Annotated in this window: 20 protein-coding genes; 11 read left to right on the forward strand and 9 right to left on the reverse strand. The window is 35.2% G+C overall.

From position 1 onward, the window contains the following. Window positions 1–330 precede the first annotated feature (330 nt). From pflB to NHG49_RS02775, 3 genes are all read left to right on the forward strand, one after another. Window positions 331–2,580, forward strand: coding sequence for a formate C-acetyltransferase (gene pflB, locus NHG49_RS02765; protein WP_154131344.1), 2,250 nt, complete (start codon window positions 331–333; stop codon window positions 2,578–2,580). A gap of 68 nt (window positions 2,581–2,648) precedes the next feature. Then, window positions 2,649–3,380, forward strand: a complete 732-nt coding sequence (gene pflA / locus NHG49_RS02770) for a pyruvate formate-lyase-activating protein (RefSeq protein WP_000589742.1) — start codon at window positions 2,649–2,651, stop codon at window positions 3,378–3,380. Between the two features lie 412 nt (window positions 3,381–3,792). Beyond that, window positions 3,793–4,959 carry a diglucosyl diacylglycerol synthase gene (locus tag NHG49_RS02775; protein ID WP_064477264.1) on the forward strand — a complete coding sequence of 389 codons (1,167 nt, stop codon included), beginning with the start codon at window positions 3,793–3,795 and terminating at the stop codon, window positions 4,957–4,959. Between the two features lie 370 nt (window positions 4,960–5,329). On the opposite strand, the gene NHG49_RS02780 is transcribed toward NHG49_RS02775, so the two are convergent. From NHG49_RS02780 to NHG49_RS02795, 4 genes are all read right to left on the reverse strand, one after another. Beyond that, entirely contained in the window at window positions 5,330–5,449 is a 120-nt protein-coding gene (locus NHG49_RS02780) for a YfhE family protein (protein ID WP_000358487.1), read from the reverse strand. A 110-nt stretch (window positions 5,450–5,559) separates the two neighbouring features. After that, window positions 5,560–6,117 carry a GNAT family N-acetyltransferase gene (locus NHG49_RS02785; protein WP_000914737.1) on the reverse strand — a complete coding sequence of 186 codons (558 nt, stop codon included), beginning with the start codon at window positions 6,115–6,117 and terminating at the stop codon, window positions 5,560–5,562. Between the two features lie 241 nt (window positions 6,118–6,358). Beyond that, complete coding sequence (locus NHG49_RS02790; protein ID WP_000698308.1) at window positions 6,359–7,489, reverse strand: amidohydrolase; 1,131 nt, start codon at window positions 7,487–7,489, stop codon at window positions 6,359–6,361. A 140-nt stretch (window positions 7,490–7,629) separates the two neighbouring features. Further along, the gene (locus NHG49_RS02795; RefSeq protein ID WP_064477265.1) at window positions 7,630–8,535 is read right to left on the reverse strand and encodes a TIGR01777 family oxidoreductase; all 906 of its coding nucleotides are present in this window, start codon (window positions 8,533–8,535) and stop codon (window positions 7,630–7,632) included. Between the two features lie 81 nt (window positions 8,536–8,616). Between NHG49_RS02795 and recX the strand changes: the two genes are divergently transcribed. After that, complete coding sequence (gene recX / locus NHG49_RS02800; RefSeq protein WP_088046950.1) at window positions 8,617–9,429, forward strand: recombination regulator RecX; 813 nt, start codon at window positions 8,617–8,619, stop codon at window positions 9,427–9,429. A gap of 10 nt (window positions 9,430–9,439) precedes the next feature. Further along, the gene (locus tag NHG49_RS02805; RefSeq protein ID WP_001057030.1) at window positions 9,440–9,757 is read left to right on the forward strand and encodes a YfhH family protein; all 318 of its coding nucleotides are present in this window, start codon (window positions 9,440–9,442) and stop codon (window positions 9,755–9,757) included. A 64-nt stretch (window positions 9,758–9,821) separates the two neighbouring features. On the opposite strand, the gene NHG49_RS02810 is transcribed toward NHG49_RS02805, so the two are convergent. Together NHG49_RS02810 and NHG49_RS02815 are read right to left on the reverse strand one after the other, a co-directional pair. Continuing rightward, window positions 9,822–9,974 carry a YpzG family protein gene (locus NHG49_RS02810; protein ID WP_000122093.1) on the reverse strand — a complete coding sequence of 51 codons (153 nt, stop codon included), beginning with the start codon at window positions 9,972–9,974 and terminating at the stop codon, window positions 9,822–9,824. Window positions 9,975–10,020: 46 nt separating this feature from the next. After that, window positions 10,021–10,179, reverse strand: a complete 159-nt coding sequence (locus tag NHG49_RS02815) for a small, acid-soluble spore protein K (protein ID WP_000517891.1) — start codon at window positions 10,177–10,179, stop codon at window positions 10,021–10,023. A 123-nt stretch (window positions 10,180–10,302) separates the two neighbouring features. Between NHG49_RS02815 and NHG49_RS02820 the strand changes: the two genes are divergently transcribed. Continuing rightward, entirely contained in the window at window positions 10,303–10,569 is a 267-nt protein-coding gene (locus NHG49_RS02820; protein WP_000997857.1) for a YfhJ family protein, read from the forward strand. 24 nt (window positions 10,570–10,593) lie between these two features. On the opposite strand, the gene NHG49_RS02825 is transcribed toward NHG49_RS02820, so the two are convergent. Further along, complete coding sequence (locus NHG49_RS02825) at window positions 10,594–11,574, reverse strand: metal-dependent hydrolase (RefSeq protein WP_064477267.1); 981 nt, start codon at window positions 11,572–11,574, stop codon at window positions 10,594–10,596. 149 nt (window positions 11,575–11,723) lie between these two features. Here NHG49_RS02825 and mutY point away from each other — a divergent pair, with 149 nt between their 5' ends. Beyond that, window positions 11,724–12,821, forward strand: coding sequence for an A/G-specific adenine glycosylase (gene mutY, locus NHG49_RS02830; RefSeq protein WP_064477268.1), 1,098 nt, complete (start codon window positions 11,724–11,726; stop codon window positions 12,819–12,821). 35 nt (window positions 12,822–12,856) lie between these two features. Here mutY and NHG49_RS02835 read toward each other — a convergent pair whose 3' ends face one another. Further along, window positions 12,857–13,081 carry a hypothetical protein gene (locus NHG49_RS02835; protein ID WP_000275431.1) on the reverse strand — a complete coding sequence of 75 codons (225 nt, stop codon included), beginning with the start codon at window positions 13,079–13,081 and terminating at the stop codon, window positions 12,857–12,859. A gap of 125 nt (window positions 13,082–13,206) precedes the next feature. Here NHG49_RS02835 and NHG49_RS02840 point away from each other — a divergent pair, with 125 nt between their 5' ends. From NHG49_RS02840 to NHG49_RS02855, 4 genes are all read left to right on the forward strand, one after another. After that, window positions 13,207–13,488 carry a gamma-type small acid-soluble spore protein gene (locus tag NHG49_RS02840; RefSeq protein WP_000039038.1) on the forward strand — a complete coding sequence of 94 codons (282 nt, stop codon included), beginning with the start codon at window positions 13,207–13,209 and terminating at the stop codon, window positions 13,486–13,488. Window positions 13,489–13,676: 188 nt separating this feature from the next. Next, the gene (locus NHG49_RS02845) at window positions 13,677–13,937 is read left to right on the forward strand and encodes a YgaB family protein (RefSeq protein WP_000997573.1); all 261 of its coding nucleotides are present in this window, start codon (window positions 13,677–13,679) and stop codon (window positions 13,935–13,937) included. A 250-nt stretch (window positions 13,938–14,187) separates the two neighbouring features. After that, window positions 14,188–14,718 (forward strand): nucleoside tri-diphosphate phosphatase, encoded by a 531-nt coding sequence (gene ntdP / locus NHG49_RS02850; protein WP_000506626.1) that lies wholly within the window; start codon window positions 14,188–14,190, stop codon window positions 14,716–14,718. A 54-nt stretch (window positions 14,719–14,772) separates the two neighbouring features. After that, window positions 14,773–16,533, forward strand: a complete 1,761-nt coding sequence (locus tag NHG49_RS02855; protein WP_098102478.1) for an ABC transporter ATP-binding protein — start codon at window positions 14,773–14,775, stop codon at window positions 16,531–16,533. Window positions 16,534–16,548: 15 nt separating this feature from the next. On the opposite strand, the gene NHG49_RS02860 is transcribed toward NHG49_RS02855, so the two are convergent. Beyond that, window positions 16,549–17,637 (reverse strand): aromatic acid exporter family protein, encoded by a 1,089-nt coding sequence (locus NHG49_RS02860; protein WP_064477270.1) that lies wholly within the window; start codon window positions 17,635–17,637, stop codon window positions 16,549–16,551. Window positions 17,638–17,781: the final 144 nt, after the last annotated feature.

Raw genomic sequence — 17,781 nt, forward strand, 5'->3', positions numbered from 1 at the left:
AAGTGTACAACATATGTACACTTTTTTGTTCTGTTATAAAAACTATAACAGATTAGGAGATAAGAGTATTACAGCTCTACAATGGGTATTGTTCTTATATTACAAAATAGGACTCGTATATAAGGATACCAAAAAAATACAATTAAGAAAAGGGTTAATTATAAAGACTTTTAAGTGAAGTTAACACTACGCATATAGTATTTTGCTCAACTTTTCACAAACATGTCACAACTATTTCGTTCACTTTAGCAAAAAAGTAGTATTCTAAGTGTGTAAGCTGTTATATAAAAAATCTTAGTCCTGTACTAATCAAAAATGGAGGAGATTAGGATGACTCAAGTATTAGAAAATGTTAAAAACGCATGGGAAAACTTTAAAGGTGAAAAATGGAAAGCAGAGATTGATGTTCGCGATTTCATTTTAAATAATGTAAACGTTTTCGAAGGGGATGAATCTTTCTTAGCGGGAGCAACTGAAGCAACGAAACAACTTTGGGATCAAGTAATGGATTTAACAACGAAAGAACGTGAAAACGGTGGCGTTCTTGATATGGATACAAAAATTGTTTCTTCTATTACATCACATGAACCAGGATATTTAAATAAAGATATTGAAAAAGTAGTTGGTTTCCAAACTGAAAAACCATTTAAACGTTCTTTACAACCATATGGTGGTATTCGTATGGCGGAACAAGCTTGTGAATCTTATGGATACGAAATGGATAAAGAACTTAGCAGTATTTTCAGAGACTGGAGAAAAACGCATAATCAAGGTGTATTTGATGCATATACACCAGAAATGAAAGCGGCTCGTAAATCAGGTGTAATTACTGGTCTTCCAGATGCATACGGACGTGGACGTATTATCGGTGACTACCGACGCGTAGCATTATATGGTATTGATCATTTAATTGAAGTGAAAAAAGCTGATTTGAATTTAACTGGCGGTGTAATGAGCGAAGATACAATGCGTTTACGCGAAGAGTTATCTGAGCAAATGCGTGCACTTCAAGAGTTAAAACAAATGGCCGCTTCTCATGGCTTTGATATTTCTAAGCCTGCAACAAATACACAAGAAGCATTCCAATGGTTATACTTCGCATATCTTGCAGCGATTAAAGAGCAAAATGGAGCTGCAATGAGTCTTGGACGTACTTCTACATTCTTAGATATTTATATTGAAAGAGATTTAGCAAATGGTACTTTGACAGAAGAAGAAGTACAAGAAATTGTGGATCACTTCATTATGAAATTACGTCTTGTGAAATTTGCAAGAACACCTGATTATAATGAATTATTCTCTGGTGATCCAACTTGGGTAACTGAGTCTATCGGTGGTATGGCATTAGATGGACGTGCATTAGTAACAAAGAACTCATTCCGTTTCTTGCATACATTAGATAATTTAGGACCAGCTCCAGAACCAAACTTAACAGTTCTTTGGTCTAAACAATTACCGCAGAACTTTAAAAACTACTGTGCAAAAATGTCTATTAAAACATCAGCAATTCAATATGAAAATGATGACATTATGCGTGCTGACTACGGTGATGACTACGGAATTGCTTGTTGTGTATCTGCAATGAGAATTGGTAAACAAATGCAATTCTTCGGCGCACGTGCAAACTTAGCAAAAGCGTTACTATATGCGATTAACGGTGGTAAAGATGAAAAATCTAAAGCACAAGTTGGTCCTGAGTACGCACCTATTACTTCTGAAGTATTAGATTATGAAGAAGTTATGCATAAGTTTGATATGACAATGGAATGGTTAGCGGGTCTATATTTAAACACATTAAATGTTATTCATTACATGCATGATAAATATAGCTACGAACGTATTGAAATGGCACTTCATGATACAAATGTTCTTCGTACAATGGCAACAGGTATCGCGGGTCTATCTGTAGTAGCAGACTCGTTAAGTGCAATTAAACACGCAAAAGTAAAACCAATTCGTGATGAAAGCGGTATTGCAGTTGACTTTGAAATCGAAGGAGATTTCCCTAAATACGGTAACAATGATGACCGTGTAGATGAAATCGCTGTAAATCTTGTAAAAACATTTATGAATAAACTTCGTAAACATAAAACATACAGAAATTCTGTTCATACAATGTCGATCTTAACAATCACATCTAACGTTGTATACGGTAAGAAAACTGGTAACACTCCAGATGGTCGCCGTACTGGAGAACCATTTGCACCAGGTGCGAACCCAATGCATGGCCGTGATACAAAAGGTGCATTAGCTTCATTATTATCTGTAGCTAAATTACCATATGAAGATGCACAAGATGGTATTTCTAATACATTCTCTATTATTCCAAAAGCACTTGGTAAAGAAGATGATGTACAAGTACGTAACTTAGTATCAATGCTTGATGGTTATGCAGTAAAAGAAGGCCATCACTTAAATATTAACGTATTTAATCGTGAAACATTAATGGATGCGATGGAACATCCTGAGAAATATCCACAATTAACAATTCGCGTATCTGGTTACGCTGTAAACTTTATTAAATTAACTCGTGAACAACAAATCGATGTAATTAATCGTACAATGCATGAAAGTATGTAAGTGAAAAAGTGTCCCTCTGCTTTTTATAAATAGCAGAGGGAGGCTGCTTCAATAAAGGAGGAAGTAACATGATAAAAGGAAGAATTCATTCTGTAGAGTCTTGTGGTACTGTTGATGGCCCAGGAATTCGTTATGTCATATTTACACAAGGGTGTTTATTACGTTGTCAATACTGTCATAATGCTGATACGTGGGAGATCGGTAAAGGAAAAGAAATAACAGTTGAAGAAGTAATGCAGGATGTGACATGTTACCTTCCTTTTATTGAAGCTTCTGGAGGCGGTATAACAGTTAGTGGTGGTGAACCATTATTACAGCTAGATTTCTTAATTGAATTATTTAAGAAATGTAAGGAAGTTGGAATCCATACAACAATTGATTCTTCGGGTGGTTGTTATTCTGAAGAACCAGAATTCCAAAATAAGCTAGATATTTTAATGGATTACACAGATTTAGTTTTATTGGATTTGAAACATATTGATTCAAAGAAACACCGTAAATTAACAGGGAAACCAAATGAACATATTTTACAATTTGCTCGTTATTTATCGGATAAAAATAAACCAATTTGGGTAAGACACGTATTAGTTCCTGGTGTTACGGATAATGAAGAGGATCTACAAAAATTATCTAGCTTTATTCAAAGCCTGTCTAATGTTCAGAAGGTTGAAGTGCTACCATATCATAAGCTTGGTGTATATAAATGGGAGGCACTTGGGCATAAGTATCCACTTGCGAATGTAGAACCACCTACTGAAAAAAATGTAGAGCAAGCAAGACATATTTTACAAGCAGTCTAATCCAAATATTGGATTAGGCTTTTTGCTTTCTTTACAATAAAACCTAGAGTATGTATATAGAAAAGAGTATACTGAAAATAGAATATCCATATTTTTGTAAGGAATAAGTGGAGAAATTTACATAATTGTAAAGGGAAATCAAAATAGTAAAAAGAATTAAGAAGTAAAAGAGTGAGTATCATGGAATAGAGAACATTTGTAAGTTATTGCGAAAGCTCTTATAGGAAAGTATAATGTAAAGATATGAGCACAGATAGGATTAAGGGGTCAATCTTATATGCTTTGCATATCCACGACAGGTACATAGCTGAAAGAGAAGTATTAGAATCTGTTTATGTAATTTTTAAGGAAAATGTTTTTCCTATTGTCGTATATGCAATATGGAGAAACAATAAGCTAGGAGTGGATTTGTTTGATAAAAAACCCCAAGGTTTTAATATTAACTGCACATTACGGTAATGGTCATGTGCAAGTAGCGAAAACATTAGAACAAACATTTCGCCAAAAAGGAATTAAAGATGTAATTGTATGCGATTTGTTCGGAGAATCACATCCAGTTATAACCGATATTACAAAATATTTATATTTAAAAAGTTATACAATAGGAAAAGAATTATACCGCTTGTTTTATTATGGCGTAGAAAAAATTTATGATAAAAAAATAGCATCTTGGTATGCGAATTTTGGAAGAAAACGTTTGAAATTACTTTTACAAGCAGAGAAACCGGATATTGTTATTAATACTTTTCCGATCATAGCTGTACCAGAGTTAAAAAAGCAAACAGGTATTTCAATTCCTGTGTATAACGTATTAACGGATTTTTGTGTGCACAAAATATGGATTCATCGGGAAGTAGATCGTTATTTTGTAGCAACTGATCACGTAAAAAAAATTATGATTGATATTGGTGTGCCCGCGGAGCAAATTGTTGAAACTGGAATTCCGATTCGTAGTAGTTTTGAGCTGAAGATCAATCCAGACATTATATATAATAAATATCAGTTATGTAAGAATAAAAAGATTTTACTAATTGTAGCAGGTGCTCATGGGGTATTAGGAAGTGTAAAAGAACTATGCCAATCATTTATGTCAGTACCTGATTTACAAGTAGTTGTCGTTTGTGGAAAAAATGAAGCGTTAAAACAGGATTTATTAGGGGTTCAGGAAAAAAATCCTGATGCATTAAAAGTATTTGGTTATGTTGAAAATATCGATGAATTATTCCGTGTTACTTCTTGTATGATTACGAAGCCGGGCGGTATTACGTTAAGTGAAGCGGCAGCATTGCAAGTACCTGTCATTTTATATAAACCTGTTCCAGGACAAGAAAATGAAAATGCGATGTACTTTGAAAGAAAAGGCGCTGCAGTTGTCATTCGTGATGATAGTGAGGTTTTTGCAAAGACAGAGGCGTTATTGCAAGATGATATGAAGCTTCTTCAAATGAAAGAAGCGATGAAAAGCATTTATCGTCCGGAGCCAGCTGGTCATATTGTGGATACAATTTTGACAGAAAACCATGTAGAACCGAATCATATACCTATTAAATCACCTGCTCTTGCACAATTATTTACTTAATATGAAACCCTCTTTTATATGTTTAAAGAGGGTTCTTTATTGTTTTATAAGATAAAGTGGTAACTTATCCACATGAAGATTACGCTTTCATTAAACAGTAAAGTCGAAATATTAACAACTATATCCACATTATCCACAATTTTTAGAAAACTATCCACAATTCTAACATTTACTATGCGACACAACATATAAACTTGTGAAGGGTTTGTTGAATTTATTCACAATTCTATAAATTGTGTGGATAACGTTATCCACACAAAAAAGGTTCCTTATTTATAAGGAACCTTTTTTGTCTATTCTATCACGTAGAAAAAATATGTAATGAGAATGAATAATTAGGGGGGAAAACGTCTAATTATTCATTCTCACTTTAAATACTTTTCGAGCGATAACCCGCTGCGCGATCTGCTTTGCGAAATTCTCGTTGGTAGAGAACTTCTTGTGTACTAGATAATGTGTTTTTTGTTTTGTCACGTTTCTTTTTATCCATTACAAATCACCTCGTGTCCTAAAGTCACTATCTATCGTTTCCAAAGACATGGGGTGATATACGTATATGGCAAAATGTTAATGATTAATTATCTTTTCTAAAAATTTAGATTACGCTTCTTTTAATTGGTGAGCATCTTGGAACGTTGTATCTCGCATTGTAGCAAGTGTATATTGATCTTTTGGGATTTCATATAAGTTATATACTTCTTCATTTGCGTTAATTTCATCATAAACGGCTTTTCTTGTTTCGTTTGCTAGATTTACATATTGTAGTTTTTCGGCAGCTTTAATAGAACGAATATTTATTTTACGAATACGCATAAAGATTGTTTCAATATCTAATTCATAGAAAAGTTCACTAAAAAATGAATCTTTCGCCAATTTATTATAGCCTTTTCCATGATAGGGTTTGCCAAGCCATGTTCCGAGAAATCCGGCTTTTTCTTGCACATCAAATAAAGTAATTGTTCCGATAGGGTTACCCCATTCATCTAAAATTGTGCGTGAAATTAATTCCCCACGCTCTTCAGCTTCAATCGTTTGTTTCGTTAAAAATAAATACTCCTCATAAGAATAAGCCTTTTGACGCACAAAAGGGAAGACAGCTGGGTCCACCATTAACTCGTATAGAACGTGGCTGTCGTGTAAGTCGCGTTTTTTCAACATACTAACTCCTCCTCACACGAGGGTAGCATGACGAAAAAACACCCCACCCTCGAAATTTTTATATCAATCTTTAAAAAATTTCGGGGTGGGAATCGAACCCACTAGAACCAGTTTCTAACGCTGGTGGCGCACCATTTGCCTTCCCCATTCATCAATTTGAAAATGATAATCACGACACAAATTGATTATGGTTTCATTCAGTTTATAATCGTATAATACTTTATCTAGTCAAAAAAATAAACTAGTTTTTTTTATTTTTTTTGTAAATTATTTTTCCGTCAATCATGGTTAGTACAGGCTTGGCTAAATAATGGAAAGGATGATGAGTCCATAACACGAGATCAGCGTCTTTTCCAACCTCAATGCTTCCAATTCTATCCTCTAAACGTAAATTTCGTGCTGGAAATATAGTGATTCCTTCTAGTGCAGTTTTTTCGTCTAATCCTTCTCTTACTGCGACAGCAGCACAAACATTTAAATATTGAATTGGTGTATAAGGGTGATCTGTTGTTATAGAAACTTCCACTCCATTTTTCGATAATATATGGTAAGTATCCCATGTTTTGTTTTTAAGTTCGATTTTAGAACGGCGTGTAAGAGTGGGGCCAACTGAAACCTTCAAATTGTGTTTCGAAAGCTCTTCAACAATAAAGTGTCCTTCTGTACAATGTTCAATGCGTAAATCGAGATTGAACTCTGTTGCAAAGCGTAGAGCAGAACTAATATCATCTGCTCGGTGAGCGTGGATACGTACAGGTATTTCGCGGCGTAATGCTTTTAAGATAGGAAGCATTCGAAAATCAGCTTCATGTCCGTAGTGCTGTGCTTCATAGAATGATTCCCGAAGTAACCCCATAATTCCCATACGTGTTATGGATTCTTTTGTTCCATTACTATGGACCTTTTTAGGATTTTCTCCAAAGGCAATCTTTAAGCCGGCAGGTTCTTGAATAATCATATGATCAATACAAGTTCCAGCTGTTTTTATTACACAAGTCGTACCACCGATAATGTTTTGACTTCCTGGCATAACGTGAACAGTTGTGATTCCGTTTTGTACAGCATCTTGAAATGCAATATCAAAAGGGTGGATTCCGTCCAAAGAACGGATATGTGGTGTTGAAACTTCAGATGTTTCATTTGCATCATTGCCAGCCCAACCAGTACCTTCATCATAGAGACCAAGATGAGTATGGACATCAATAAATCCAGGTAAAAGATGAAGAGCACGAGCGTCTATAACTGTCATATCTTGAGTGGGTTGAATGGAAGGCTTGACCTCGGCAATTCTTTCTCCTATAACGAGTACATCCCCTTGAAATTTTTGGGATGTAATAGGATAGACAATGGCTTGTTTGAGCAATATTTTCATAGGTACCTCATTTCTGTTACTTTACAATGTTAATGGAATTTAAGGGAAAGTAACTGAAAGGTTATTTGTGTAATAATGCTCCGGATTCTAGAAAATGAAAGTTTTGAAAGGGGGCCCTGTAAAACTGTGTTTTAGAAGTACTACATTGTATGCGAAAGTACATTTTGTAATGCATGGTCTATTGCCGGAAATGTGTATTGATACCCATGTTCAATTGCTTTACTAGGTAATACATGTTGTCCTTCGAGTACAAGTATACTCATCTCACCCAATAAAGTGTGAAGCATAAATGAAGGGACAGGTAACCAATGAGGTTTTTTCATTATAGTTGCAATGGTTTCTCCAAATTCCTTCATTTTTATAGGTAGGGGAGCTGTGATGTTAAAAGGGCCATCAATTTCTTCTTTGTGTATGATGAAATCAATTAGGCGAACGACATCGTCTATATGAATCCATGATAACCATTGGTTTCCAGATCCAATTGTACCTCCAATATAGAATTGATAGGGGAGTAGCATTTTGGGAAGAGCTCCTCCGTCTGCGCCTAATACAACTCCAAGTCTTGCGTAGATTGTTCGCATTCCATGAGAACGTGCTTTAGATGCTTCTTGTTCCCATGAATATACTGTATTTGCTAAAAAGTCATTTCCAGGAATCTCATGCTGTTCTGTAAAAGACTCAGTTTCAGACGTTCCATAGTATCCAATAGCACTTGCGTTAATAAATGTATTTGGCTTTGTACCAAGTGTTTGCAATTGTTTAATGAGTCCTTTTGTTGTTTGAATTCTACTGTTTAAAATGGATTCCTTTTGTTTCTTTGTCCATCTACTATTAATAGACTCTCCAGCTAGATTAATAACTACATCGATAGAAGAGAGGGGGAAGGTTTGTAAATCTGGTGTCCATTGTACATACTGAAGGTTAGGGTGGGAAGTTTCAGTAGTTTTGTTTCGAGTAAGAATGTAAACATTATATCCTTTTTGAATAAAAAAAGTAGAAAGGTATTTACCGATAAAGCCGGTACCACCAGAAATTGCGATTCTCACAATTATTTCCTCCTCATTATATATATTCTTGAAAACCAAAAACGTTCCTTGACTATGTTAAAATAATAGAGAGGTGAGAGTATGGCTGTCATTACAAAAATAGAAGTGCAAAAACGATCGAAAGAACGGTTTAATATTTATATTGATAAAGGTCAAGGTGAAGAATACGGATTTAGTGTGGATCAAGTAATCTTAATGAAACATGGATTACAAAAAGGGTTAGAAATTGATGAACTAGCGTTAGGAAATATTTTATACAATGAAGAGGTACAAAAAGCATATTTACAAGCAATTTCCTATCTATCCTATCAAATGAGAACAAAAAAAGAAGTAGAAGACTATTTACGAAAAAAAGAAGTGGGACAGGCCGTCATCTCTGAAGTCGTTTCGAAATTATTACATGATCGATATATTAATGATAAAGAGTACGCTGTTTTATATACGCGAACGCAAAGTAATGTGAATCGAAAGGGTCCAACTGTTATTAAAAGAGAGTTATTAAATAAAGGTGTTCAGGATCTAATCATTACACATAGTTTACAAGAATATCCGAAGGAAAAGCAAATTGAGAATGCTTTACTTCTTATAGAAAAGAAGAAAAGGTCTTATCAAAAGCATTCCTTTTTACAAATGAAGCTAAAGTTAGACGAAATGCTTGTTCGTAAAGGATATTCTAGAGATGTGATTCAAATTTGTTTGGAAGAATTGAAAGACGAAAAAGATGACGAACAGCAACAAGAAGCGTTACACTATCATGGGAATAAATATTATGAGAAATATAAGAAGTATGATGGATGGACATTTGAAAATAAGATGAAACAAGCGTTATATCGCAAAGGATTCTCTATTGATGAGATAGATATATTTTTGCAGATGAAACGTGAAGAGGGATGAGGGGAATAAGATGAATATGCCAAAGCGCTACAGTGAAATGACACCACATGAGCTAAGGGAAGAAATTGGGGTTTTGAAAGAGCAAGCAATAAAGGCAGAGCAGCTTGGTATTGTAAATGAGTTCGATGTATTAATGCGAAAGATGGCAATGGCTCGTGCTTATATGACTGATATAAATAAATTTCATATTGGTGAGACATATGAATTAGTAGAAGAACCTGGTATATTATTTGAAATTACGTATTTCAACGGGGTATTTGCTTGGGGACATAAGCAAAATGATAATGAAGAGATTGGAATACCGATTTCTTTATTACAAGAAAAATGAAAACCAGAGAGCGAATATCTCTCTGGTTTTCATTTTTGGTAGGCGTTACAGGAGATAGGAGATTCTAAAATTGGCGTTTTTTACATTCATTCGCCAGTATAATGAGAGACTGGGTTTGTTGCGTCTGTCCGTTAACTTGCGCTTTTGCATGTTTCGGACGAGTCCACGTATGGTTAAATAATTCAGAACGACTATCTAAGCGATCACGGTAGCTCATCTTTATCACCTCGTGTAGGAAGTTAATTTTTTAGGTTGTACCTGTACTATTCTTCCTGCTGATTTGCAGCACGCATACGTTCTTGTGGGTGCGTGTTAATTGTGCCGTTAGGTCGTTTCGAAGCGAAGCGTGATTTCGCTTTCGGCTGACCATCGATTTTGCTGTTGTTTTTTGACTCAGACCAAAATTCGGCTTGTTTACCCATTGCGAACGCCCTCCTCATCATCAGTTGATACCTCTTTAAGAAGTATCACTTATAGAATGTGCAAAATAGAAGAAACTATCCTTTAGAAATTAAGGGAATAAATAGGTAAAAGGAGAATGGAATATGAATGATATTCACGAAACATTAACAAAAGAACTATTAGACAAAAATGACAAACTTTCTTACGCACAAGCTCGTGCGTGGGTTGAATTATTGTGGGAAGACTTTCAAACAACTTATGCTAAATCAGGTCGTTATCAAGGTGATGAAATGACTGAACAAGTGGTACGAACATGGATTAATAATCATGGAGGTCGCCTTCATGAAATGCGTACAAATAATCCGAAATATAGCCATTTAATCAATCAAGAAGATCATTTGAAACATTAAAAAAAGCGACTTAAGTCGCTTTTTTTAATGTGGAAGTAATTCCAGTTTTTTTCGAAGTTTTTCTTCACTAAAAATCCATCCTGTATAGGAACTAATAATATTTAAATTGTGGTCGAGTTGAACGATTGCAACGAATGGATAATAATCTTTACTGCGATAGCGCAAATCAATGAAGCGAACTTCGTAATAATGATCATAATCAAAAATGTCCCAGCGATACACAGGAGAAAAAGATAGAAATGCTGAGATGTTTTCATCTTGTTTAGCTGCGCGCATAATAGCATTATCTGGGAACGGTATCCGGTCGAACTTATCATAGACCATGATGTTACCACGATGCCATCTAGCAACGTAGTAATAGTCAGTTGTAACGATTGCTAAATGATAATGATAAAATCTGTAAGAAGGGGAAATGATTATTTTCTCCACATGATTGAAACGTTTATATACGATGCTACGTATGTTTCTATGCATCATAATCCGTCCGATATAGTAAACAATCATCAATATATACGCTGCTAAAGCAGTATACCCTTTATGGGAACCTACGAGCATACAAGCAATCGCGAGTAGGTGGATAAAGAAAATGACGGTATCAAATGTATTAATGATGCCGAGTGCTACCCATTTTTTTGTGAAGGGCCGTAATGCCTGTGTACCGTAGGCGTTGAAAATATCTACAAAGACATGAAGAAAGACGGCAATAAATGACCAAAGTAGTAGATGCAAATATGGAGCGTCTGAAAAGAAGGCGAAAGAGATGCCACTTATAAGGAATGACCAAAGAATCACTGCAGGAATGGAATGAGTAATCCCGCGATGATTTCTTATATATTTAGCGTTATTACGCAATTTTAAAACTGTATCGATGTCAGGAATATTGGAACCGGCAATTGTAGCAAACATAACTGCTTGTGGCCCAATATCACTTTGTGCTATGGCTGGATCTAACGTTGCCAAACTGCCTAGAGTAACGCCCATAACAAGGTGAGTGGCTGTGTCCATAGAAATTCACCTCCGTTTTTTATTAATGTAACTCTTTTTATTCGATACCTCAAGTCCTTTGCCTTCTATTTCCTATGTCATCTTACTTAAATTTTTTCCTAAAATCTTTATAATAGTACTTATATGCAAAAAAATGAGGGGGATCAAGTTTGACACTTGAAATATTAAATAATTTTAACATAGAGCAGTTTCAAAATGATTTAATTGGTTGGTTTGAAAAAGAGCAACGCGACTTACCGTGGCGTAAAAATAAAGATCCATACCGCGTTTGGGTTTCGGAAATTATGTTGCAGCAAACAAGGGTAGAAGCTGTAAAACCATATTACGCGAATTTTATGGGGAAGTTTCCTACTCTAGAGGCTTTGGCAAATGCTGATGATGAAGAAGTGTTAAAAGCATGGGAAGGTTTAGGGTATTATTCTAGAGCACGAAATTTACATGCGGCTGTAAAAGAAGTGAAAGAAGTATACGGCGGGATAGTACCGAGTGATGTAAAGAAAATTGAAAAGTTAAAAGGAGTTGGCCCATATACAAAAGGTGCTATTTTAAGTATCGCATATGGTATACCAGAGCCAGCAGTTGACGGAAATGTTATGCGTGTATTATCTCGCATTTTATCAGTATGGGATGACATTGCAAAACCAAAGACTAGAAAAGTGTTTGAAGAGATTGTGCGTGAAATTATTTCAGCTGAAAATCCATCTTATTTTAATCAAGGTTTGATGGAGTTAGGTGCACTAATTTGTATTCCCAAAAATCCAGCATGCTTACTTTGTCCTGTACGTGAACATTGCAGGGGATATGCTGAAGGTGTTCAAAAAGAACTACCAGTAAAAAGTAAAGCGAAAGCTCCTACAATGGTACCGATTGTTGCAGGAGTACTTCAAACAGAAGATGGTCGTTACGTCATTAATAAACGTCCAAGTACCGGGTTATTAGCTAACATGTGGGAGTTTCCAAATGCTGAACTTGGGGAAGGGATTCGGAATCAGAAAGAGCAGCTTATAGATTATATGAAGGAAAAATTTGAGCTCTCGATTTCTATTGAAGAATACGCAATGAATGTACAACATACATTTACTCATCGTACTTGGGATATATTTGTATTTTACGGAAAAGTAACCGGTGATATTGTTGAAACAGATACATTGAAATTTGTATCGAAAGAAGCTTTTGAACAGTTACCTTTCTCTAAATCGCATCGTACGATTTATGAGAGTTGTGTTGAGAAAATTACAATGCAATAAACAAAAAAAGTGTTCCCTAGATTGGGAACACTTTTTTAATCGTAAGAAATTTTTGTCCCATGAGTCCAACTAGCATCACCTTCTTGTAAGCCGCCCCTTGATTCGATTTCTATTACAATTTCTTTATAGATACTTTGACCTTCTGCATTTAAATACGGCAAAATCTGTTGTAATGAATGATGAAAATAAGCTAATTCATCTTCTTTCCATTCATTTTTTGAAATCATCGTTAGTTCAGTCATATCGCGTCCTATATACATATTTCCACCTCCATTTTCTATAGTTTGAATGAGTAACAAGAGATATATGCGGAATTTTTTCAAAAGAAAATTACGGATAGCTTCTAGTTGAATTGGTTACATTATTGATTGTGGAGGTGAGAAAGATGAGTAAAAAACAACAAGGTTATAACAAGGCAACTTCTGGTGCTAGCATTCAAAGTACAAATGCTAGTTATGGTACAGAGTTTGCGACTGAAACAAATGTACAAGCAGTAAAACAAGCGAATGCACAATCAGAAGCAAAGAAAGCACAAGCTTCTGGTGCACAAAGTGCAAACGCTAGTTATGGTACAGAATTTGCAACTGAAACAGACGTGCATGCTGTGAAAAAACAAAATGCACAATCAGCTGCAAAACAATCACAATCTTCTAGTTCAAACGAGTAATGAAAGAAAAACACTTCTCCATTTCGAGAGAAGTGTTTTCTTTGTGTGCGGGTCATTGTAATGAAAAGAAAGCGGACGACATAACTTCTAATAAGTCAACAAATGTAGTCAAAGGAGAAGGAAGTTAAAGATTAGAAATATGTAATGAGGAATAATAACTGATGAATAAATCTAAAAGGGGGTAAGTAATGAACGATTTTGATAAGTTGGTAGGAGAGCAATTGGAAACGATGGATGAGTTGTTAAAGTTACAAGCTCATCTAGAGAAATATCAGCAAATTGAAATCAGCGAAAAGGATACGTGCGATAAAAAGGAATTACATTTTATCCGCCAAGAAATATATAGAACAGAATTAGCGTTAAAACTGTTACATGAGAAATTTGAAGAGCAAACAAATAGTGTGATTCAATCTTTTGAAACTGAAAAAATGATTTCGAATTTAGGGTAAGGCATATTGTTACCTTCCGGTGAAAGGCCCTTCTTTAGATAGAAATAAGGAAGGGCTTTTTCTATTCCCATTTCCTCGTTTGTAAATCATTCAGCGAAGCCCCCGTCTCCTAAGAAGATTAGGGATATAGTATTCGGTGTGAAAAATAGAGTCTTGTCGCTTTAGTTTTAAAATTTCGACAAAAAAGTTATAATAGAAAAAAAGTGAATGCAGCTCAAAGGGCATTTGCAGTTGAAAGAAGGGAGCATATATGGGATTTCCCAAAGAAGGAGAAAAAGTACAAATACATAGTTATAAACATAATGGCTCCATTCATAGAATGTGGGAAGAGACAACAATTTTAAAAGGGACACAGAGTCTTGTTATCGGAGCAAATGATCGTACAGTAGTGACAGAATCAGATGGCCGAACATGGATTACTCGTGAACCAGCAATTTGTTATTTTCATGCAAACTATTGGTTTAATGTGATTGGGATGCTAAGGGAAGAGGGAGTATATTATTATTGTAATTTAGGCTCACCTTTTGCATATGATTCTGAAGCATTAAAGTACATTGATTATGATTTAGATATTAAAGTATATCCAGATATGACATATACGCTTTTAGATGAAGATGAGTATGAAAAGCATAGTCAAATTATGCAGTATCCACCTGTTATTGATACTATTTTAAAACGAAATGTAGCACAATTAACACAATGGATTCATCAAAGAAAAGGGCCATTCGCGCCAGATTTTGTAGATATGTGGTATGAAAGATATTTAATGTACAGAAATTAAAACAAACCTGCAGGGGATTTCCCGGCAGGTTTGTCCTATTAGAGGGGGGATTATGTGCAAGGTATAAAAAGATATTTGCACTTTGTTAAACCATATCGATGGCTTATTGCTATTACGATTATGATTGGTCTAGTTAAATTCGGCATCCCGCTTATTATGCCGTGGTTATTAAAATATATTATCGATGATGTAATTCAAGGTGGAGGGTCACTTCAAGATAAAACATCCCAATTAGTAACAGCCGTTGGGATTGCCTTTTTTATTTTTGCAGTAATAAGACCGCCAATTGAATATTATCGTCAATATTTCGCGCAGCGTATCGCAAATACAATACTATATGATTTGCGAAAACATATTTTTGGTCATTTGCAAAAGTTGAGTTTACGCTATTATTCAAACACAAAAACAGGGGAAATTATTTCACGTGTAATCCATGATGTAGAACAAACGAAGGATTTTGTAATTACTGGTTTGATGAATGTTTGGTTAGATACGGCAACAATTGCAATTGCTATTATTGTTATGTTTTCTATGAATATAAAATTGACATTTGTTGCGCTATTAATTTTACCTATTTATGTAGTGGCGGTGAAATATTTTTTCGGACGTCTTCGAAAATTGACGAAAGAGCGTTCACAAGCGTTAGCAACGATGCAAGGGTATTTACATGAACGTATTCAAGGGATGCAAGTGACACGTAGCTTTGCATTAGAAGAATATGAGGGTAAGCAGTTTGAAAAAAGAAATAATGAATTTTTGACGAAAGCGTTAACGCATACGAGTTGGACTGCAAGGACATTTTCAGCAGTGAATACGTTAACCGATTTAGGCCCGTTACTGGTGATCGGCTTTGCAGCATATGAAGTAATTCAGGGGCAGTTAACATTAGGGACTATGGTTGCCTTTGTTGGATATATGGATAGTTTGTATAGTCCGCTTCGCCGCCTTGTTAATTCCTCCACAACATTAACACAGTCTTTCGCATCGATGGATCGAGTGTTTGAATTGTTAGATGAAAAATACGATATTGTCAATGTGCCAAGTGCGGTACAAACGACAAAATTAAATGGTGAAGTGATATTTGATAATGTATCTTTTCGTTACAATTCGGATGAAAAAGAGATATTACATAACCTTTCGTTAACTATGTTGCCAGGAGAGAAGGTAGCACTTGTAGGAGCGAGTGGGGGAGGGAAGTCATCTCTTGCTAGCTTAATCCCACGTTTCTATGATGTTTCTTCAGGTGCAGTTTATGTAGATGGGATAGATGTTAGAAAGTATGATATGAGAAATTTACGTAGTCATATTGGAATTGTACTGCAAGATAATTTGTTATTTAGTGATACAATCGGGGCAAATATTTTATATGGAAATCCGAAAGCTACAGAGGAAGAAGTGATTGCAGCTGCTAAAGCTGCGCAAATTCATGATTTTATTATAGAGTTACCTGATGGCTATGATACTGTCGTTGGGGAACGCGGTGTGAAGTTATCTGGTGGGCAAAGGCAACGTGTAGCGATTGCAAGAGTGTTTCTAAAGAATCCATCGTTACTTATATTAGATGAGGCGACTTCCGCTTTAGATTTAGAAAATGAACGGTATATTCAGCAGGCGCTTCAGACGTTAGCTGCTGATCGGACGACGATCGTAATCGCACATCGATTGGCGACGATTACGCATATGGATACGATTATTTACATTGAAGATGGTGAAATTAAAGAAACAGGTTCTCATGAAGAGTTAATGAAAAAAAGAGGGTTTTATTACAATTTATATCAACTTCAACATATAACAGAAACAGCTCCTTTAGCGTAAAAGGAGCTGTTTTCTTTATTCGTCTTCTTTTTTATCTTCGATTTGGAGTTCTGCTTCTGGTTTATGGTATGTGTAGAAGCTATCCACAAGTAAATCTAAATGCTCTACTTCTTCACTATAGTTAATAATGGCAGAAATAAGAGGGAAGAGGTGTAGCCATGTTTTATAAGCTTCCTCATCGTCCTTGTTTTGATAATCCATAAAGATATCAATTAATTCTTGTTTACCTGTTTCAACTTCATCAAGCATTTCAACGGATTGTTGTTTTTTTGCTTTACCAATAAATTTTAATAAAACTTGTTCATGGTAATGGGTTAATGAGTCAAGTTCGTTTTGGATAGATTCCTGAAATTCTTCTGGCATATAGCGCAGTTCATTTTCAGTACGATGTAATGATTTTAAAGTACTTAAAGCACGGCTTGTCGTCGCTAACATTTGTCTGAATAAAACGAGCTTACGAATTTTTGCGAACTGTACTTTTTTCGTGTAGCTTCTTTCTTCTTTATACAGCAAATAGTAATGGTTTAGTTTGATCATCTTTTCTTTCATACGATCAATATCAGTTTTTAGCGTTGTAAAATCAGAAGCTTGCCTACTATTCATTCGAATCCATTTTACAATTTCTTCTGTATTATCAACGATACGGTGATATAGTTTTGTTTCGTATTTTGGCGGCATAAACACTAAATTTACAAGTGAAGCCGCAATAATTCCAATCATAATCGTCGCAAAGCGAAGTAAGGCAAAACTAAAGAAATCGTCGCCTTGATACTCCATAATGGCGATAACTGTTACTAAAGCAATTGATATTGTGTTTTCTAATCGTAATTGTAACGTAAGCGCAATTACTAATATACATGTTAATCCAATAATAAAAGGATTATGTCCAAAAGCAGTAGCAAATACGATAGCGAATACCGCACCAATGACGTTTGCTTGAATTTGCTCAAGAGCTGTTAAATATGAGCGGTATACAGACGGTTGAACAGCGAATATAGCTGAGATTCCCGCGAATACTGGACTCGGTAATTGAAGTAAAATACAAGCAAATAAAGCTAATGTGATGGCAATACCCGTTTTTAAAATGCGAGCACCAAGTTTCATACCCTTAATAAGATCCTTTCTCTTGTCATAATGAATGTACAACATGATACTATACATTCATTACAATATGTTAGCAAGTGATATTTTAGTGACGTTAATAAGAAATTAAGATTCATTTTATACTTTTTCCTAATTCTTTTTAAA

Source organism: Bacillus sp. IBL03825 (assembly GCF_024712505.1).
GTDB lineage: Bacteria > Bacillota > Bacilli > Bacillales > Bacillaceae_G > Bacillus_A > Bacillus_A wiedmannii.